Below are 18,351 nucleotides of genomic sequence, written 5' to 3' on the forward strand. Positions count from 1 at the left end.
AGGGTGGGCGGGCGGGCGCGCCGGGTCCGGGGCGCGTGCGCGATCAGTGCGGCTACAGCCCCGCATCGGTGCGCCCGCGCCGATCATGGCGCAGGTTCGCATAGAGCACATGGTTGCGCCAGCGCCCGTTGATCTGCAGATAACTCTGCGCCACCCCTTCATACTTGAACCCCGACGCCTCCAGCACCCGGCGCGAGGCCGCGTTTTCCGGCAGGCACGCCGCCTCGATCCGGCTCAGGTCCATCGCGCCAAAAGCGTGCGAGACCAGCGCCCGGATCGCCTCGCGCATGTAGCCCTGCCGGGCAAAGGGCGCACCGATCCAGTATCCCAGCGTCCCCGCCTGCGCGGGGCCACGGCGAATATTATCCAGCGTGATCGCCCCCAGAAGCGACTGGTCCTCGGTGCGGATGATGAACACCGGCACCGCCGTGCCCTGCGCCGCCGCCCGGTTCGCCCAACGCACCCGCGCGGTGAAGGCACTGCGCGAGAGGTGATCGCTGGCCCAGCTCGGCTCCCAGGGTTGCAGGAAATCGGCGCTTTCGGCGCGCAGCGCGCTCCAGGCGCGGAAATCGGAATGCAGCGGCAGGCGCAGATGCAGGCGCTCGGCCTCGATCCGCAGGGCTGGCCGCAGCCAGAGCATCACGCCGCCAGCCTCCGGCTCAGCGCCACCAGATCCGGCGCGCCCCCCACCGGCCCGTAAAGCGCCAGCGCCGCGTTGCCCCGTTCGGCCAGACCGGCGGCATGGGCGCGCAAGGCCGCCGCATCCACGGCATCGATCCGCGCCACGGTCTCGGACACATCCGGCACCCTTCCCCAGATCGCCAGCAGCCGCGCCAGCCGTTCGGCCCGCGCCGAGGGGCTTTCCAGCCCCATCAGCAGCCCAGCCTTCATCTGCGCGCGCGCCCGGGCGGTCTCGGCCTCGGTCATGTCCTCGGCCGAACGGCGGATCTCGTCGATGGTCAGCCCTGCCAGTTCGGCCAGTTCCGCGCCCCCGGTGCCCGCATAGATGGTGGTCATCCCGGTATCGGAATGGGCGCCGGCCTGGGCAAAGATCGCATAGCACAGGCCGCGTTCCTCGCGCAGGGACTGGAACAGCCGCGAAGACATGCCGCCCCCCATGGCCCCGGCATAGACCTGCGCCACATAGAAATCCGGCGCACAATAGCCCGGCCCCTCGAAGGCGAGGGCGAAATGCGCCTGCTCCAGATCACGGACCTCGCGCCGCTCGCCACTGTGAAACCGTGCAGGCAGGGCGACGGGGGCCGGCGATGGGCGCATGTCGCCGAAATGATCCTCGGCCAGTTTCACCAGCAACTCATGGTCCACCGCCCCGGCCGCGGCCAGGATCATCTGCCCCGGCCCGTAGTGATCGGCGGTAAAGCGGCGCAGGTCATCCGCGCCAAAGCGCGCCACATCGGCGCTGCGCCCCAGGATCGAGCGCCCGATGGGCTGGGCGGGATAAGCGGCCTCCTGCAGCCAGTCGAAGATCACGTCATCGGGCGTGTCCAGCGCCTGGCCGATCTCCTGCAGGATCACGCCGCGCTCCACCTCGATCTCGCGCTGCTCGAACAGCGGGTGGCGCAGGATATCGGCGATCAGATCCACCGCCAGACGCACATCGGCACGCAGGACGCGGGCGTAATAGGCCGTCGTCTCGCGCGAGGTATAGGCGTTGATATAGCCGCCCACATCCTCGATCTCCTCGGCGATCGCCAAGGCGCTGCGGGTGGTGGTGCCCTTGAAGGCCATGTGTTCCAGGAAATGCGCAACCCCGTTCTGATCCTCGGCTTCATGCCGGGCGCCGGCATCCACCCAGACCCCCACGGCGGCAGACTCCAGCCCCGGCATGAACTCGGTCACCACGCGGAACCCGTTGGGAAGCGTCGTCAGGCGGAAACTCACGCGGCGATCCTTTCGCGGATGAGCGCCTGCAGCGTGGCCAGATCATCGGGCAGGCGGGTCATGCGTTCGGGGCGGTCGAACAGATCGGCCATGCGCGGCGGCAAGCCGGGGCGCTGGCCGGTGGCGGCCTCGACCGCATCGGGGAATTTCGCCGGATGCGCGGTCGCCAGCGTGACCATTGGCGTGGCCGGGTCGCGCGCCAGATGGGTTTCGGCCACATGCACGCCCACGGCGGAATGCGGGCACAGAAGCTCGCCCGTTTCGGCAAGGGTGGCGGCGATGGCGGCGGCGGTCTGCGCCTCGTCGCAGCGGCCGCTGGCATAGACCCCGCGCAGATGCGCCATGGCGTTTTCGGACAGGTGGAACGCCCCGCCCTGCGCCAACTCCCCCATCAGCGCGGCCACGGCGGCCCCGTCCTGCCCATGGGCCCAGAACAGCGCCCGTTCGAAATTGGACGACACCTCGATATCCATGGAGGGCGAGATCGTGGGCGCCACCCCCTGCCGTTCATAGGTGGCGGTTTCCATGCAGCGGTGCAGGATGTCGTTGCGGTTGGTGGCGATCACCAGCCGCGCGATCGGCAGGCCCATTTCCCGCGCGATGAAGCCTGCGAAGATATCGCCGAAATTGCCGGTGGGCACGGTGAAGCTGACCTTGCGATGCGGCGCGCCCAAGGCGACACCGGCAAAGAAGAAATACACCACCTGCGCCAGAACCCGCGCCCAGTTGATGCTGTTGACGCCCGCGAGCGCGACCTCATCGCGGAAGGCATGGTCGTTGAACATGGCCTTGACCAGCGCCTGGCAGGTGTCGAAATCGCCATCCACCGCCAGGGCGTGGACATTGGCTTCGCTGGGCGTGGTCATCTGGCGGCGCTGCACGTCCGAAACGCGGCCATGCGGGAACAGGATGAAGACATCGACATTGGCCAGACCCCGGAATGCCTCGATCGCGGCGGATCCGGTATCGCCCGAGGTAGCCCCCACGATTGTCACCCGCTGCCCGGACCGCGCCAGCGCGGCCTGGAACATCTGGCCGATCAGCTGCATGGCGAAATCCTTGAAGGCCAGCGTGGGGCCGTGGAACAGCTCCAGCAAAAAATGCCCCGGGGCCAGTTGCTTCAGGGGCGCGCGGGCGGGGTGGCCGAAATCGGCATAGGCGCGGGCGATCAACTCGCGGAACGCGGTTTGGGAGAACGCCTCGCCGATGAAGGGGTGCATGACGGCCAGGGCCACATCCTCGTAGCTTTTCCCGGCCAGCGCGGCGATCTGGTCGTGCGTCATCACCGGCACGGCGCGGGGGACGTAAAGGCCCCCGTCACGGGCCAGCCCGGTCAACATTGTGGCCTCGAAATCCAGTTCCGGCGCCGCGCCGCGGGTGGAAATATAGCTCATCGCGTGTCTTCCTTGATGCTCTCGCGCCTCATACGCCACAGAAGCACCGCTGTCATCCCCGCCCAGACCACCGCCAGAGAGAACCAGGTGATGGCGTATTCCAGATGGTCATCCGGGATATCGGCCGTGGCAATGGGCACCGGCTGCGCAGGTGGCGCGGTTTCGGATGTGGCGCGCAACACAATCATGGCGGGCTGCGTGTCCAGATGCGCGGCCAGCGGCCCAACCTCGCGCGAGAACCACAGGTTGCGGGCCAGATCCGGGTCCGGGGTATAGGAATCGCGGTCCTGCGGCCAGTCCAGATTGCCGTCGATCTGCACAGGCGCCTGTGACGGCGGGCGCACGGCATCGCCCTGCGTCTGCGGAACATAGCCGCGATCCACCAGAATGCGCTGTCCGCCGCCGGTTTCGAACACGCCGACCACCCGGTAGCCGGGCCCGGCGCCACGCTGGCTGGACAGGACCAGCGCCTCCTCCCCCGTAAAGCGGCCCACGGCATGGACGGGCAGGTAGCGGTCGGTTTCCGGGTCAGGGTCAGCGGGCAAGGGCGTAGGGGCGTCATGGATGCGCGCCTCGATCGCGGCGATGACGGCGGCCTTCTGGCCCATACGGTCCACCTGCCAGAAACCAAGGCTGAGCAGCACCGCCGTTCCCAGCAGGCCCGAGATCAGGGGCAGGATCATGCGACGTGTGAACATCATGGCCCTTGTCATGGCTTTTTCAAACGGAAAGGCGCGCGCCTTGCGGCCCGCGCCTTGCGCCTTTACGTGGCATCCGGCCCCAGGGGCCGGATGCGCGCGCGGCGTCGCTATTGCCCCCAGACGTAGATCGAGGCGAACAGGAACAGCCAGACCACATCGACAAAGTGCCAGTACCAGGCCGCAGCTTCGAAGCCGACATGGCGTTCGGCAGTGAAATGGCCCGCATAGACCCGCAGCAGGCAGATCGCCAGGAAAATGGTCCCGATGATGACGTGCACACCGTGGAAACCCGTCGCCATGAAGAAGTTGGCGCCATAGATATTGCCCGCAAAGCCAAAGCCTGCGTGGGTGTATTCATAGGCCTGCAGGAAGGTGAAGATCACACCCAGCGCCACGGCGATGGCCAGACCCATCTTGATTTCATCACGCTTGTTGCCATGGACCAGCGCATGGTGGGCCCAGGTCGCTGCACATCCCGAAAGCAAGAGGACCAGCGTGTTGATCAGCGGCAGGTGCCAGGGGTCAAAGGTCTCAACCCCAGCCGGTGGCCAGGGGCCATCCACCGCGGGGCTCAGACCTTCGGGGTGCATGGGGTAGAGCGCATGCTTGAAGAAGGACCAGAACCAGGCGGCGAAGAACATCACCTCGGACAGGATGAACAGGATGAACCCGTAGCGCAGGCCGATCGTCACAACCGGGGTATGGTCGCCGGTCAGGCTTTCGACCACCACATCCTTCCACCATTCGAACATGACGTAGAGCACGCCGACGAAGCCCATGAGGAACAGCCACGGCCCATTGCCGTGCATCCACATGACCGCGCCGAAGAGCATGACGAAACCGGCCACGGCGCCCGCGAAGGGCCAGATGGACGGCGGCAGTATGTGGTAGTCGTGGTTCTTTTCATGCGCCATTTGGTTGTTCCCTCGCTTGGTCGTTCTGCTGTCCCGCGGCGGCTGACGTCCGGCCCCGGGGCGCGCTTTTGATTATTGGGTCAGGTCCATGTCCTCGGCCGGAATCGCACCGGTGTTCAGCTCGGCATAGTTTTCCGGCAGATCCGTGGGGTGGAATGTGTAGGACAGGGTGATGGTGTGATTGTCGCGGGCTTCATGGTCATCCAGCATGTCAGGGTCCACGAAGAAGGTCACGGGCATCAGCACCCGTTCGCCCGGCTGAAGCACCTGCAATTCGAAGCAGAAGCAGTCGATCTTGGTGAAGTAGATTCCCGCCGAATACGGGGTGACATTGTAGCTGGCGGTGCCGGCGATGACCTCATCCGTAGGGTTGTAGGCTTCGTAGAAGGCCAGGCCCATTTCGCCCAGGCGCACCTCCATCGTGCGCTCCACGGGGCGAAACTCCCAAGGGAAGCCGCGCGCCCTGGAGCCGTCAAACCGGACCCGGACGGTTTCCTCGAGGATCCGGTCCCCGGCGGAGTCCGCGACATTGGTGGTGCCGCCATAGCCGGTCACCCGGCAGAACAGATCATAAAGCGGGACTGCCGCCCAGCCCATCGCCCCCATGAACAGAACCGTGCCCACAGTGGCGGCCAGAGACTTCTGCTTGCCGGGCAGGGCGCGAAACTTGCAGATCATCGGGTCCTCCGTTCAGGTCTGGTCAGTCATCCTGCGGCAGAAGCGCAGGGCGGAAGGTGTGGTCATAGGCCTGCAGCGTGCCGCCGCCCTGGACCTTGGCAATGGTCAGCCCGAAGACCAGCGCAATGAAGGCCACGAGCGTCAGCCCCACGCCAAGGTTGCGGCTGAAGCGGCGCTTGTGCAGCTCATGCGTGGGGCGCAGGGGCGTGGTGCGTGTGGACATCGCGGTCACCCTGCAATGCCCACCAGCGCATAGGCGCCGGTGCCACGCAGGGCAGCCTCGACCAGAAGGGCGCTGAAATGCACGAACAGATAGTAGAGCGACAGCCTGAACACCTGCTTTTCGGTGCGGTAGCCGTCAGCCTCGGCGCGCGCTTCATCACGGCGCCAGATGGCCCAGGCACCATGCAGGAACAGGGCATTCATCACCAGCGCCGCGGCCAGATACACCGGCCCGCCGATCGAGGTGAACCCCGCCGCAAGCGCCACCGGCACCAGCAGCACCGTATAGGCCAGGATATGCCTGCGTGTGCTGCGGCGGCCATGGGTGACGGTCAGCATCGGCACGCGGGCGTTCGAATAGTCTTCCTTCATGAACAGTGCCAGCGCCCAGAAATGGGGCGGGGTCCACATGAAGATCAGCGCGAACATGAGCCAGGCCTCGATCCCCACGCTGCCGGTGACTGCGGCCCAACCGATCATCGGCGGGAAGGCCCCGGCGGCACCGCCGATGACGATGTTCTGCGGCGTGGCCCGTTTGAGCCACATGGAATAGATCACCGCGTAAAAGAAGATGGTGAAGGCCAGCAGCCCCGCCGCCAGCAGGTTTGTGGCCAGCCCCAGCATGATGACGGCAATGCCCGAAAGCGCCAGCCCCAGGCCCAGCGCCTCGCCGGGTTCGACCTTGCCGGCGGGGATGGGGCGGCGCGCGGTCCGGCGCATCACCTGGTCGATATCGGCATCCCACCACATGTTGAGCGCCCCCGAGGCCCCCGCCCCAAGCGCGATGAAGATCACCGCCGCCAATGCCTCGATCGGATGCAGCGCAACCGGTGCGACCAGCAGACCAACCAGCGCGGTGAACACCACCAGCGACATGACCCGCGGCTTCAGCAAGGTCACATAATCGCCGAACCCGGGTTCAGAGGCACCGGTCTGGGCGTGGATGTCAGCACGAATATCGGTCATGGGTCGGATCGGTCCATCATGTGGTATGGCGCCGGAAGGTCCCGCCCCGCGAAACCCGCAGGGCAGCACCTGGCAGGGATCATTCGGTGGCGGCCAGCTGGACGTCAGGCTCCCAACCCGGCAGCGGCGGGTTCTGGGCGAAATCAGCGCCCTGACGCTCCAGCCACGCGATATACTCTTCCTCGCTGACAACCTTCACGGTGATCGGCATGTAGGCATGGTTGATACCGCAGAGTTCGGAGCACTGCCCGAAATAGATGCCCTCTTCCTCGGCGTTGAACCACAGCTCGGCCAGACGCCCCGGGACACCGTCCTGCTTTACCCCGAAGGCCGGGATCGTCCAGGCGTGGATCACATCGCCCGCGGTCACCTGCACCAGGATGTTGCGGCCCACGGGCACCACCATCGCGGTGTCGGTGGCCAGCAGAAAATGCTCGTCGGAATAGCCATATTCGGCCAGCTCATCGCGCTCCAGCATGAAGGACGAGAATTCGATGCCGTGATCGACATATTCGTAGTCCCAGTACCACTGCAAGCCGGTGGTCTTGATGGTCACATCGGCCTCGGGCATCACTTGCTGATGGCGCAGCGCGGGAAAGGTGAAGATGGCGATGAACACCAGGATCAGCGACGGAACCACGGTCCAGGCGATCTCAAGCGGGGTGTTGTGGGTGAAGCGCGCGGGCTCGGGGTTGGCCTTGCGGTTATGGAAGATCACCACCCAGGCCAGCAGCCCCGTCACCAGCAGCGTGATCGGCGTGATGATCCACAACAGCAGGTTGTCCAGGAACACAACCTCACGGGCAAGCGCGGTCACCGGGTTCTGCAGGGCGGTGCCTCCCGGCTCTGGCGCACCCAGCACCGGCAATGCGGGCAGCTGGCTTTCGGCCCATGCCGTTCCCGCCGCGACCGATGCCGCCGCTGCACCCGCCAGACGCAAAGAAACCTTTGAAAGTTGCATGTCGTTTTCCCGTTCCCAGTGCGGCCTTGCCGGCCTTTTTCTCTGTCATCGCGGCCCGCCACGCTACGGCAGAATCCGGCAACAACCCGTTGAGCTTTGCGGATGTAAAACCATATCAGAGGGGATAGAACAAGCAAAACTGACGCGACACGCAGACGCGGTTTGACATGGATCAACGACAGAATTCGCACAGCAGGAGTGCCCTCGAACATGACCGATGCCCCCTTTCGCCCTTTCGACACGCATCTGGACGAAGCCCACGCGCTGACGCTGCTGCAAGAGGCTACGTCCGGCGCCGATGATGGCGAGCTGTTTCTGGAACGGCGCGTGTCCGAGGCGCTGGTTCTGGATGACGGGCGCATCCGGTCGGCCAGCTATGACGCCTCGGAAGGGTTCGGCCTGCGCGCCGTGCGCGGCGAGGTCGCGGGCTATGCTCATTCCACCCATCTGACCGAAGCCGCGCTGCGCCGCGCGGTGCAGACCGCCCGCCTGGCCGTGGGCGATGGCGGCGGCGTTCTGGCCGCCCCGCCACCGGGCACCAATACCCGGCTCTACACCGATGCCGACCCCATGGCGGACGCGGTTTTCGCCGTGAAGATCGACCTTCTGCGCGAAATCGACGACTTCCTGCGCGCGCTGGACCCACGGGTGGTGCAGGTCAGCGCATCGCTGGCCGCATCCCTGCAGGAGGTCGAAATCCTGCGCCCCGAGGGCACACATCTGCGCGACATCCGCCCCATGGCACGGCTCAATATCTCGGTCATCGTCGAACATGAGGGGCGGCGCGAATCGGGGAGCGCGGGTGGTGGCGGCCGCATCGGGCTGAAGGGTCTGATGGCGCGCGATCACTGGCAGGCCACCGCGCGGGAGGCCCTGCGCATCGCCGTTGTGAACCTGGCCGCCGAACCGGCCCCCGCAGGGGTCATCGATGTGGTTCTGGCCCCGGGCTGGCCCGGCATCCTGCTGCATGAAGCCGTGGGTCACGGGCTGGAGGGCGATTTCAACCGCAAGAAATCCTCGGCCTTTGCCGGGCTGATGGGACAAAGGGTCGCAGCCCCCGGGGTGACTGTGATCGATGACGGCACCCTGCCGGATCGGCGCGGCTCCATCAATATCGATGACGAAGGCATGCCCTCGGCCCGTAACGTTCTGATCGAGGATGGCATCCTGACGGGCTACATGCAGGACCGCCAGAACGCGCGGCTGATGGGCGTGGCGCCCACCGGCAACGGGCGGCGCGAATCCTACGCCCACGCGCCCATGCCGCGCATGACCAACACCCTGATGCTGGGCGGCGACACCGATCCCGCCGATATCCTGGCCGATTTGAAGGACGGGATCTATGCCGTGGGCTTTGGCGGCGGCCAGGTCGATATCACCAATGGCAAGTTCGTCTTCTCCTGCACCGAGGCCTATCGCGTAAAGGACGGCAAGGTCGGCGCCCCGGTCAAGGGCGCCACGCTGATCGGCGACGGGCCCACGGCGCTGCAGAAGATTCGCGCCATCGGCAATGACATGGCGCTGGACCCGGGCATGGGCAATTGCGGAAAGGCCGGGCAATGGGTCCCGGTGGGCGTGGGCCAACCCACGTTGATGATCGGCGGGCTGACGGTGGGCGGCAGCGCCGCCTGATCCCCGGCGCAGACGGAAATTCTTGCGGGGGGCGCGAATCTTTACCGACTTTTAACCATCGCCGGGCAAAACTGTGTCCAGAATGAGGCGAGGCGGCGATGGCGAAAGATTTGTTTTCTTCTCACCCACCCATCACCCCACCCACCACGGAGGAAGACAGGCTGTCCTGGCTTCGCCTCATTCGCTCCCCCCGGGTCGGCCCCAGCACCTTTCATCGTTTGCTCGCGGAACATGGCAGTGCGCAGGCCGCAATCGACGCCCTGCCCGATGTCGCCCGCGTTGCCGGGGTACGGACCTACACAGCCTGCGACCTTGGCACCGCTGAACGCGAAATCGATGCTGCCCGCGCCTGCGGCGCGCGGCTTCTGCTCCATGGCACGCCGGAGTATCCCGCGGCCCTGGCCGCCATCACCGACCCGCCGCCGGTCCTCTGGGCCATTGGCCGTGTGGAGTTGCTGCAGGGCCCGGGCATCGCCCTTGTGGGGGCGCGCAATGCCTCCAGCCTCGGCAGCCGCATGGCACGCCGCCTGGCCGAAGGGTTGGGCCATGCGGGGCTGACCATCGTGTCCGGCCTGGCCCGCGGGATCGACACTGCCGCCCATCGTGCCGCGCTCAAGACCGGGACGGTCGCTGTCATGGCGGGGGGGGTGAATGTGATCTATCCCACGGAAAACACACCTCTCTATGATCTGATCAGCGAACAGGGCTTGCTGCTGTCGGAACAGCCCATGGGCATGGTGCCGCAGGCCCGGCATTTCCCCCGGCGCAACCGGATCATCTCGGGGCTGGCGCATGCGGTGATTGTCGTTGAAGCGGCCGAGAAATCGGGCAGCCTGATCACCGCGCGCGATGCGCTTGACCAGGGGCGCGAGGTCATGGCCGTCCCCGGCCACCCGGTCGATGGCCGCGCGGGGGGATGCAACCTGCTGATCCGCGAAGGTGCAACGCTGATTCGCGGCGCCGAGGATGCGCTCCGATCCCTGGGTCCCGTGTCCCGCCTTGCGGCCGCACCGTCGCCACAGGAACAGACGCCCCCCTCCGCCGGAACACCAACAGCGCCATCCGGCGCTTCTCAACTGCATGCCGCTCGCCCCCCCCGGGCGGCGTGCAAGCCCGCAGCTCCGCCCTCCGCTCCGGGCACGCGCGCACGCAGCCCGGGCGCATTGCCTATGCAGAGGAGTCCGGCCGCGGATTGCGCAGTGATCGAAAGGGCCTCAGCCTTCGCTGAAGCGCCGCTACGCGACCGCTTGCTGTCCATGCTGGGCCCAAGTCCCATGGCCGAAGATCAGCTGATACGCGACCTGGAGCAACCGGCTGCAGTCGTCATGGCCGAACTGGTCGCGCTGGAACTTGACGGGATGATCCAACGCCATCCCGGTGGGCTGGTCACCCTCGGCTGAGTATACAGCAGCATTCCGGGGATGACGCCGAACATGCCGACGGGGCGCCCGCAGCGTTCGGACAGGCCGAGCATTCCCAGACTGATGGCGCGGGACCTGCAGCGCATACTCCCAAGGCATACCTGCGCGCAAACGGCCAGACTGAGGCTCTTCCCATGATGCCGGCTGCCCGGGCCGATCCGGCACGCGCCCGGGCCGCCGCACGCATCGGACGGGGCGGCCCCGGACCGCGCCGGGTGAATGGCCGGACCCTGGGCCGGGAGCGTTCTCCGGCATTGATCCTGCACGGCGAAACTGGACGTGAGCGCCCGGTCACCGGCTTTTGGCAAGCGTCAGAGGGCGGGCAGATATCCCAGCGGGAACATGCCCAGATAGACCTGCCCGCTCTGCACTGAAATCGGCAGGGTCAGGGTCGTTTCATCACCATCTTCGCGGGCCAGGCCACCGAGCAGTCCCGTGATCAAGGAGTCCATGCCCGGATCCCAAAGCCCCGCCCCGCGCAACCCGTCCAGCAGTTGCATCCAGTTGGTGACGGTGGCCTCAACCTCGCCCGAGAGCAGGCCCGCACGGTCGATCGTCACCTCTCCGACGCCACGCAGGCCAATCTCGCCCCAATCGACCGCAAGGGCGCGCAGATCGATCTGCTGCGGCCGCGCATCGGCACCATTGCTGCGGTCAAGGGGGCGGTCAAACTGCACGGTCGCATCCAGATGCAGCCGCTCCACCTCGGCTGGCAGCGCATGAGCAGGGTCCAGCAGCGCGCGCAGCTCGGCGGGCAGGCGCAGGCCCAGGATCTCGGCCCCGATCTCATGGGCAAGGGGGTCGCCTTCCACCGCGCGGCTGGCCAGCCGCACCGTCTGCGCCTGAAGCGCTTCGCCCGCGTCAAGACCACGCGCGCGCAGCCCGTCGATCACCATGTTTGCGCGGTCCAGCGACAGATCGGCGCGGGCGCGTGTGACCACGCTGGCGCGCATGTCGCCGGACTGGACCGCATAGTCCATCCCGTTGATCCGCAGTGTCTGATCGTGGGGAAATACTGCCAGCAGGTGGTTGGGCTTGTAACTGAGCGAGAACACCTGCGCGAAGGGCGCGCTCCAGCGCAGGGCGGCGGTTTCATAGACCGGGTTGGTCAGGGTTACGTCGAACCGGTTGGGAAAGCCGCGCACGGACAGGGCATCGGCCCGGGCGGCGGGGGTTTCGGTGATCCAGTCGCCCACCGCCCGCTCCAGCGCGCGCGATCCGACAAACCAGTATCCCCCCCACGCCAGGAATGCCCCCACGATCAGCACCAGCAACGCCCGCAGCATCGCGCATCCTCCACTCCGGCGCCCCTGCCCTTTTCAGGCGCCGCAGGATGGTGTTTACACCGGCAGGGGGCAGAAGGGCCAGTCACATGAACAAGAGCGCATCCATCTGGGTCTTCGGCTACGGGTCACTGGTCTGGAACCCGGGCTTTGCCTATCAGGGCGCGCATGTGGCGCGGCTGGAGGGGTTCCGGCGGTCATTCTGCATGCGCTCCATCCACCATCGCGGCACGGTAGCGGCGCCGGGGCTGGTTCTGGCGCTCGATGCCGATGCTGGCGCCTGTCAGGGTCTGGCCTTTGAGATCCCTGCGCGAATCGGGGCCGAGACGCTGGAATACCTGCGCGCGCGGGAGTTGATTTCGGCGGCCTATCTGGAAACGCTGCAACCGCTGGTGCTGGCCGACGGACGCCGGGTCGAGGCGGTGACCTATGTCATCGACCGTGACCATGACCAATATTGCGGCGGCCTGCCGATGGAGGAACAGGCCCGCATCATCGCCCGCGCCCATGGCGGGCGGGGGCCGAATGCCGAATACCTGTTCAACACCGCCGCGCATCTGGCGGAACTGGGCCTGCGTGACCCGGAACTGGACTGGCTGGTGGCGCGGGTGCGGGCGCTGCTGGACGCCCCCGCGGACTGAGCAATACCGCGGCAGTTTTGCAGCATTTCCCCACATCCGACATCACGCGGGACCGGCGGGGCATTTGTTATTTGGCAAGAAACCGCGCAATCCCTATGCTGCGCAGCAACAACAGAGCAGGAAGCAATACCGCATGGCCAGACCGCCAATCGGGGCCACGACACAGTTTACCCAACCTGTCCGTCAGTTGGTGATCATGCTGGTCATCCTGGCGCTTGTCGGCGTGGGCACATGGTTCCTCTTTCCCCGCGTCTCGGGCGTGTTTCTGGCCAATGTCTGGCTGAACGGCTTCATCTTCTTCGTGTTCCTGATCGGCGTGGGGGCAACTTTCTGGCAGGTCTTCCAGCTGCGCCGCTCGGTGGTGTGGATCGAAGGGTTTGCCGCCGAAACACCGGGGCATCAGGTCACCATCGCCCCGCGCCTGCTGGCGCCGCTGGCCGCGCTTCTGCGCTCGCGCGGGCGGGGAAGTCATATCAGCGCCACCTCGGCCGGTTCGATTCTGGATTCGGTCGCCACCCGGATCGAGGAACAGCGCGACATCACCCGCTATCTGGTCAGCCTGCTGATCTTTCTGGGCCTGCTGGGAACGTTTTACGGGCTGGCAACCACCGTCCCGGCGGTGGTGGAGACCATCCGCTCGCTCGCGCCCACCGAGGATGAGGCCGGGATCGTCGTCTTTGACCGGCTGATGACGGGGCTGGAGGCGCAACTGGGCGGCATGGGCACGGCGTTTTCGTCGTCGCTGCTGGGGTTGGCCGGGTCGCTTGTGGTGGGGCTGCTGGAGCTGTTTGCCGGGCATGGCCAGAACCGCTTCTACCGCGAGCTGGAGGAATGGCTGTCCTCCATCACCCGCCTGGGCACCGCCGGCACCGAATCGGAACCAGGCAGCGTGAGCGGCGACATGGGCGCGCTGGTGTCGGTGCTCGATGCCATGGCCGAACAGATGGAAGCCATGCGCATGGCCCAGACCGAAGCCGACCGCGAGCGCGCCATGCTGGACCAGGGGCTGGGCTATCTGGCCGAGGCCGTGGACCGGCTGGCGAAATCCGGCGGGGGCGGCGATGGCAGCACCGCCGTGCTGGAACGCATCGCCGACACGCAGGAAGAACTGGTTGCCCTGATGCGCCGCGATGAAGAGGAGGGCGGCCCCCATATCGAGGCCGAAACCCGCCTGCGCCTGCGCTCGATCGACCTGCAACTGCTGCGCGTGCTGGAGGAGCTTTCGGCCGGGCGACAGGAAAGCATCACCGACCTGCGCACCGATCTGGCGACCCTGACATCGGCGGTGCGGCAATTGTCGCGTTCGGTTCCTTCGGCCCGCGGCCGGGAGGGTTAGGCCCATGTCGCTTTCCCGCCGCTCGGGACAGCGCACGGTCAGTTCCAGCATCTGGCCCGGCTTCGTGGATGCCATGACCGCGCTGCTGCTGGTGCTGATGTTCGTGTTGTCGATCTTCATGATCGTGCAATTCGTCCTGCGCGAAACCATCGACACCCAGGACACCGAATTGCAGGGGCTGGCGCAGCAGGTGGCCAGCCTGTCGGATGCGCTGGGGCTGTCACAGGCGCAAGTGGCCCGGCTGGAAACCGAGGTCGAAGGGCTGAGCGAAGACCTGACCGAGGCCCGCGCCACCGCCGCCGCCCAGGCCACGCAGATCGCCGGGCTGACCCGCACGCTCCAGACCCGCGATGCCGAACTGGCCGAGGCCCGCGCCGATATCACTGCGTTTGAAGCGCAGGTGGCCAGCCTGATCGCCGAACGGGACACGGCCCTGGCCGCCGGGGCCGAACTGGCCGCCGATCTGGCCGATCTGGAAGCCGCGCAGGCGGTGCTGATCTCGGAGCAGGAAGCGCTGCAACTGGCGCTGGCCCAGATGCGCGAGGAACTGGACGCCGAAACCGAAGCCGCCCGGCTGGCCGCAGCCCAGCGCGAGGCGGTCGAGGCCGCGCTGGCCCAGATGCAGGCCGAGGCCGCCGAACGCGAGGCCTCATTGGCCGCTCTGGCCGCGCAACTGGCGGATGAGGAAACCGCCCGCGCCGCAGCCCAGGCCGATCTGGTCGCCGCACTGGACCGGCTGGAGGCGCGCGAGAGCGATCTCGAGGCCGCCGAAGCCACCCGCCGGAGCCTTGAGGCCGACCTGATCGACATGGCCGCGCGGATGCAGGCCTCCGAAACCCTGCGCAGCGGTATGGCCGAACGGCTGGAGGCCTCGGAGGCCGAACTGGACGCCGCCGAAGCCGAACGCCTGGCCGCGTTGGCCGCCGCCGAAGAACTGCGCGCGCGGCTGGCCGATGCCGAGGCCACGCTCGATGCCGCCGAGGCCGAACGTCTGGCAACGCTCGCCGCTGCCGAGGACCTGCGCCGTCGCCTGAGCGCGGCCGAGGCCGAGTTGAGCGCCGAGGAAGAGGCGCGGCTGGCGGAAATGGCGGCCGCTGAAGCGCTGCGCGCGCGGCTGGCAGAGATGGAGGAGGCGCTGTCCGAAGAAGAAGCCGCGCGCCTGGCCGAAGCTGCCGCGGCGCAAGCCCTGCGCGACCGGCTGGAAGGTGCGGATACCGAACTCACCGCCATGACACTTGCACTGGAAGAACAGCGCCGACGGGCCGAGGAAACCCTGTCCATGCTGGCCGCCGCCGAGATGGCCCGCGCCCGCGCCGAAGAGATCGCCGAGGACGAAATCACCGCACGTGAACGCCAGCAGGCGCTGGCCGCGCTGGCCCGTCAGGAACTGCTTGAGGCCGAAGGCATGGCCGCCCAGGAACGCCGCCGCCTGGCCCTGCTGAACCAGCAGGTGGCGCAGCTGTCCGAACAGGTGGCCAGCCTGCAGGAGCTTCTGGGCGATGTGCGTTCGCGAGAGGCCGATGCGCAGGTCCAGATCGAAAGCCTGGGCGCGGATCTGAACATGGCGCTGGCCCGGCTGGCCGCCGAGGAGGCCCGCCGCGCCGCGCTGGAGGAAGCCGATCGCCGCCGCCTTGAGGCCGAGCGCGACGAGCTGGAGCTGTACCGGTCCGAGTTCTTCGGGCTGCTGCGCGAGGTGCTTGGCGGGCGCGACGGGATCGAGATCGTCGGCGACCGCTTCGTGTTCTCCTCGGAGGTGCTGTTCGAGATCGGATCGGCCGATCTTGCCGACGAAGGGCGCCCCCAGGTTGCCAATGTCGTCGGGCTTCTGCGCGATATTGCCGACGAAATACCGGACAGCATCGACTGGGTTCTGCGGGTGGATGGACATACCGACAACCTGCCCATCGGCCCCGGGGCACGCTTCGCCGACAATTGGGAGCTGAGCCAGGCCCGGGCGCTGTCGGTGGTGCGCTACATGATCGACGATCTGGGGTTTCCGCCCGACCGACTGGCCGCCGCCGGTTTCGGCGAATACCGCCCCATCGACCCCCGCGACACCCCCGCAGCGCGCGCGCTGAACCGCAGGATCGAATTGAAACTGACCGAACGCTGAGACCACTGGACGCCATGCATCTGGCCGATGCAGGAAAGCGCCCCCGAGCCGCGCCCACCCGCCCACCCAACGCGCGCCTCGGGGGCGCTTGGCCCGGTGCGCGGGCGCACCGGGCCGGCGCTCAGTCCAGAAGCTGGTCGTATTCCCGGGCCAGCGCCCGGCTGTCGGCGCCGTCCGGGGATGCCTTTGCGGCCAGGGCGGCGTTGCAGCGCGCCAGGGCTGTACCGGCGAGTGGCGGGCAGATTTCAGCCAGGGTCGCCATTTCGGCGGGATTGCCGTTGCAATGAAGCACCAGATCGCAGCCCGCGGTCAGCGCCGCCGCGGCGCGCTGTGTCACCGGCCCGGGCAGCGCCTGCATGGAGATGTCATCGGTCATCAGCGCGCCACGAAAGCCGATGCCGTTGCGGATCAGCGCAATCAGACGGGGCGATACGGTCACCGGCGCCTCTGCATCCAGCGCGGGGAACAGCAGGTGGCCTGTCATTCCCAGCGGCAGATCGGCCAGCGCGCGGAAGGGGGCGAAATCGGTGGCCTCCAGTTCGGCGACCGGGGTATCCACAAAGGGTAGCGCCAGATGGCTGTCGCTGCGCGCCCGGCCATGGCCGGGGATATGCTTGAGCACCGGCAGCACGCCCCCCGCCTGCAACCCCGCAGCCATGGCGCGGGCCAGCGTCAGGACCTGCGCGGGGCTGTCCGCATAGCAGCGGTTGCGCAGGAAGGGATGCGTATCCGGCCGCGCGATATCGGCCAGCGGCGCGCAGTTCACGTCAATCCCCACCGCCGCCAGTTCCGTGGCAATCAGCCGCCCGCGCAGATACATGGCGCGCTGCGGGTCGCGGGCCCGGGCGGTCTGTTCCAGCGGCGGCAGCCAGCCGCGCCAATGCGGCGGCCCCATGCGCTGGACGCGCCCGCCTTCCTGGTCGATCAGCACGGGTGCCGCGCGCCCCAGGGCTGCCCGCAGCTCGGCCACAAGTGCGGCAAGCTGCGACGGGGTTTCGATATTGCGCGCGAAGAGGATGAAACCCCAAGGGTCTGCCCGCGCGAACAGATCACGTTCAGCCGGGGTCAGGCGCGGGCCGGCGCAGCCCAGAATCAGCTGGCGCGGGGTGCTCACGGCCGGGTCACCGGATGCGCACGGGAATGCAATCGTTGTTCTGCGACAGCAGCACGGTGCAGAAATTGCGCGCATCGGTTTCATCGTCGAACCCATGGGCGCGCAGCCTGAAGAACACCGATCCGCCGCTATGGGCCTGTTCGATCACCCGGCCGCGTTCATCCAGCAGGGGGCTGTAGCGCGCGGCGATCACGTCCCAGGCCTCGTGCGCGGCGTCCACACTGGGATAGGTGCCCAGCTGGACCAGACGCATCCCCGGCTGCAGCGTGGCCGGGTCGATGTCGATGCCGCTGCGCCCGCCCGTGCGCGAGGCCACGGAACTGGCCACGGCCTGAGCCATATCATCCGCAGCCCCCGCGCCCGTGCGCGCAGCCGGGCTGCTGGACGTCATGCGGCGCACGGCGTCAGGCCGCGCCAGCGGCAGGGGCGAGCGCTCCAGCACGGTGACCGATTCGGGCGGCGGCGGGGTTGCGGCGCTTTCCGGGGCGGGGCGGGCATCATCGGGGCGAAAGGCCGCTTCGATCACCTCGGCCTGCGACCCGGACGCACCTGTCGCTCTGCGCGCGACCTCGGCCTGCGGCAGGTCTTCGGCATCCAGATCCAGCGGCGCGGGGGCCAGAACAATCTGGTCGCCCAGCCCTCCGGCACCGCCGCCTGCGGGAATTTCATTGACCGACAGCCCCTGAAAGGCCGCCTGCTGGCCGCCTGCGTCCTCGGGGAGCGCGCGCATCGGACCTTCGAGGGCACGCACCACCGGCACGCCGGTCACATCGCGCGCGATCAGCTGCCAGCTCCACCAACCCAGCCCGGCGACCAGCGCGAGCGACAGCGCCGCCCCCGCCAGGTTGACCATGGCTGCCATCCGAAAGGCCCGCCCCTGAGGCTCCGGAGCGTGAAACCGGTTGCCGCTGGACGCATACACATCGGCGCCGCCATGATGGACCGCGCCACGATGGGGAGAATAGCTGTCAGTCATGCCCTGCCCTTGCGCAAGCACACCGAAGATGCGCGCGCCTGCCTGCTCTGTTCCACAGGGTGCCGCTGCACCGCTGTCTTGCCTGTTTCAGACCGGC

General features: G+C 67.5%; 17 protein-coding genes. 5 read left to right on the forward strand and 12 right to left on the reverse strand.

Annotation, left to right across the window (positions count from 1 at the left end; all coding sequences use genetic code 11):
- Positions 1-52: 52 nt before the first annotated feature.
- The 9 genes from HUK65_RS08060 to coxB form a co-directional block, all read right to left on the reverse strand.
- Positions 53-640 carry a GNAT family N-acetyltransferase gene (locus HUK65_RS08060; RefSeq protein ID WP_179905708.1) on the reverse strand — a complete coding sequence of 196 codons (588 nt, stop codon included), beginning with the start codon at positions 638-640 and terminating at the stop codon, positions 53-55.
- Complete coding sequence (locus HUK65_RS08065; protein WP_179905647.1) at positions 640-1,902, reverse strand: M16 family metallopeptidase; 1,263 nt, start codon at positions 1,900-1,902, stop codon at positions 640-642. The genes HUK65_RS08060 and HUK65_RS08065 overlap by 1 nt, the downstream gene beginning before the upstream one ends.
- Entirely contained in the window at positions 1,899-3,296 is a 1,398-nt protein-coding gene (thrC, locus tag HUK65_RS08070; RefSeq protein WP_179905648.1) for a threonine synthase, read from the reverse strand. The genes HUK65_RS08065 and thrC overlap by 4 nt, the downstream gene beginning before the upstream one ends.
- Positions 3,293-3,997 (reverse strand): SURF1 family protein, encoded by a 705-nt coding sequence (locus HUK65_RS08075; protein WP_235441840.1) that lies wholly within the window; start codon positions 3,995-3,997, stop codon positions 3,293-3,295. The genes thrC and HUK65_RS08075 overlap by 4 nt, the downstream gene beginning before the upstream one ends.
- 107 nt (positions 3,998-4,104) lie before the next feature.
- Positions 4,105-4,911 (reverse strand): cytochrome c oxidase subunit 3, encoded by an 807-nt coding sequence (locus HUK65_RS08080; RefSeq protein WP_179905649.1) that lies wholly within the window; start codon positions 4,909-4,911, stop codon positions 4,105-4,107.
- A gap of 72 nt (positions 4,912-4,983) precedes the next feature.
- A complete protein-coding gene (locus tag HUK65_RS08085) occupies positions 4,984-5,589 on the reverse strand; it encodes a cytochrome c oxidase assembly protein (protein WP_179905650.1) in 606 nt (201 codons plus the stop codon).
- Positions 5,590-5,611: 22 nt separating this feature from the next.
- Positions 5,612-5,812 carry a hypothetical protein gene (locus HUK65_RS08090; protein WP_179905651.1) on the reverse strand — a complete coding sequence of 67 codons (201 nt, stop codon included), beginning with the start codon at positions 5,810-5,812 and terminating at the stop codon, positions 5,612-5,614.
- A 5-nt stretch (positions 5,813-5,817) separates the two neighbouring features.
- Positions 5,818-6,777 carry a heme o synthase gene (cyoE, locus tag HUK65_RS08095; RefSeq protein ID WP_179905652.1) on the reverse strand — a complete coding sequence of 320 codons (960 nt, stop codon included), beginning with the start codon at positions 6,775-6,777 and terminating at the stop codon, positions 5,818-5,820.
- 79 nt (positions 6,778-6,856) lie between these two features.
- The gene (gene coxB, locus HUK65_RS08100) at positions 6,857-7,738 is read right to left on the reverse strand and encodes a cytochrome c oxidase subunit II (protein ID WP_179905653.1); all 882 of its coding nucleotides are present in this window, start codon (positions 7,736-7,738) and stop codon (positions 6,857-6,859) included.
- Between the two features lie 210 nt (positions 7,739-7,948).
- Between coxB and tldD the strand changes: the two genes are divergently transcribed.
- Both tldD and dprA read left to right on the forward strand, forming a co-directional pair.
- Entirely contained in the window at positions 7,949-9,370 is a 1,422-nt protein-coding gene (gene tldD / locus HUK65_RS08105) for a metalloprotease TldD (RefSeq protein WP_179905654.1), read from the forward strand.
- Between the two features lie 98 nt (positions 9,371-9,468).
- Entirely contained in the window at positions 9,469-10,770 is a 1,302-nt protein-coding gene (dprA, locus tag HUK65_RS08110; protein ID WP_179905655.1) for a DNA-processing protein DprA, read from the forward strand.
- A gap of 332 nt (positions 10,771-11,102) precedes the next feature.
- Here dprA and HUK65_RS08115 read toward each other — a convergent pair whose 3' ends face one another.
- Positions 11,103-12,077 carry a DUF2125 domain-containing protein gene (locus tag HUK65_RS08115; RefSeq protein WP_179905656.1) on the reverse strand — a complete coding sequence of 325 codons (975 nt, stop codon included), beginning with the start codon at positions 12,075-12,077 and terminating at the stop codon, positions 11,103-11,105.
- 86 nt (positions 12,078-12,163) lie between these two features.
- On the opposite strand from HUK65_RS08115, the gene HUK65_RS08120 reads away from it, so the two are divergent.
- The 3 genes from HUK65_RS08120 to HUK65_RS08130 all read left to right on the forward strand — a co-directional run bounded on the left by HUK65_RS08120 (position 12,164) and on the right by HUK65_RS08130 (position 16,164).
- On the forward strand, positions 12,164-12,715 hold the full coding sequence (locus HUK65_RS08120) for a gamma-glutamylcyclotransferase (protein ID WP_179905657.1): 552 nt from the start codon (positions 12,164-12,166) through the stop codon (positions 12,713-12,715).
- Positions 12,716-12,848: 133 nt separating this feature from the next.
- The gene (locus HUK65_RS08125; RefSeq protein ID WP_179905658.1) at positions 12,849-14,051 is read left to right on the forward strand and encodes an AAA family ATPase; all 1,203 of its coding nucleotides are present in this window, start codon (positions 12,849-12,851) and stop codon (positions 14,049-14,051) included.
- A gap of 4 nt (positions 14,052-14,055) precedes the next feature.
- Complete coding sequence (locus tag HUK65_RS08130) at positions 14,056-16,164, forward strand: peptidoglycan -binding protein (RefSeq protein WP_179905659.1); 2,109 nt, start codon at positions 14,056-14,058, stop codon at positions 16,162-16,164.
- Positions 16,165-16,285: 121 nt separating this feature from the next.
- On the opposite strand, the gene HUK65_RS08135 is transcribed toward HUK65_RS08130, so the two are convergent.
- Positions 16,286-17,278, reverse strand: coding sequence for a glycoside hydrolase family 3 protein (locus tag HUK65_RS08135; protein ID WP_327787065.1), 993 nt, complete (start codon positions 17,276-17,278; stop codon positions 16,286-16,288).
- Between the two features lie 7 nt (positions 17,279-17,285).
- Positions 17,286-18,254, reverse strand: coding sequence for an SPOR domain-containing protein (locus HUK65_RS08140; RefSeq protein WP_179905661.1), 969 nt, complete (start codon positions 18,252-18,254; stop codon positions 17,286-17,288).
- Positions 18,255-18,351 lie beyond the last annotated feature (97 nt).

Source organism: Rhabdonatronobacter sediminivivens (assembly GCF_013415485.1).
GTDB classification, from domain to species: domain Bacteria; phylum Pseudomonadota; class Alphaproteobacteria; order Rhodobacterales; family Rhodobacteraceae; genus Rhabdonatronobacter; species Rhabdonatronobacter sediminivivens.

Bases quoted from the DNA above. Each gene is read 5' to 3' on its own strand.
- HUK65_RS08120 (WP_179905657.1), top strand. From the start codon at position 12,164: ATGAACAAGAGCGCATCCATCTGGGTCTTCGGCTACGGGTCACTGGTC.
- HUK65_RS08140 (WP_179905661.1), bottom strand. From the start codon at position 18,254: ATGACTGACAGCTATTCTCCCCATCGTGGCGCGGTCCATCATGGCGGC.
- HUK65_RS08085 (WP_179905650.1), bottom strand. From the start codon at position 5,589: ATGATCTGCAAGTTTCGCGCCCTGCCCGGCAAGCAGAAGTCTCTGGCC.
- cyoE (WP_179905652.1), bottom strand. From the start codon at position 6,777: ATGACCGATATTCGTGCTGACATCCACGCCCAGACCGGTGCCTCTGAA.
- HUK65_RS08130 (WP_179905659.1), top strand. From the start codon at position 14,056: ATGTCGCTTTCCCGCCGCTCGGGACAGCGCACGGTCAGTTCCAGCATC.
- coxB (WP_179905653.1), bottom strand. From the start codon at position 7,738: ATGCAACTTTCAAAGGTTTCTTTGCGTCTGGCGGGTGCAGCGGCGGCA.
- HUK65_RS08080 (WP_179905649.1), bottom strand. From the start codon at position 4,911: ATGGCGCATGAAAAGAACCACGACTACCACATACTGCCGCCGTCCATC.
- thrC (WP_179905648.1), bottom strand. From the start codon at position 3,296: ATGAGCTATATTTCCACCCGCGGCGCGGCGCCGGAACTGGATTTCGAG.
- tldD (WP_179905654.1), top strand. From the start codon at position 7,949: ATGACCGATGCCCCCTTTCGCCCTTTCGACACGCATCTGGACGAAGCC.
- HUK65_RS08090 (WP_179905651.1), bottom strand. From the start codon at position 5,812: ATGTCCACACGCACCACGCCCCTGCGCCCCACGCATGAGCTGCACAAG.
- HUK65_RS08125 (WP_179905658.1), top strand. From the start codon at position 12,849: ATGGCCAGACCGCCAATCGGGGCCACGACACAGTTTACCCAACCTGTC.
- HUK65_RS08075 (WP_235441840.1), bottom strand. From the start codon at position 3,997: ATGATGTTCACACGTCGCATGATCCTGCCCCTGATCTCGGGCCTGCTG.
- HUK65_RS08115 (WP_179905656.1), bottom strand. From the start codon at position 12,077: ATGCTGCGGGCGTTGCTGGTGCTGATCGTGGGGGCATTCCTGGCGTGG.
- dprA (WP_179905655.1), top strand. From the start codon at position 9,469: ATGGCGAAAGATTTGTTTTCTTCTCACCCACCCATCACCCCACCCACC.
- HUK65_RS08060 (WP_179905708.1), bottom strand. From the start codon at position 640: ATGCTCTGGCTGCGGCCAGCCCTGCGGATCGAGGCCGAGCGCCTGCAT.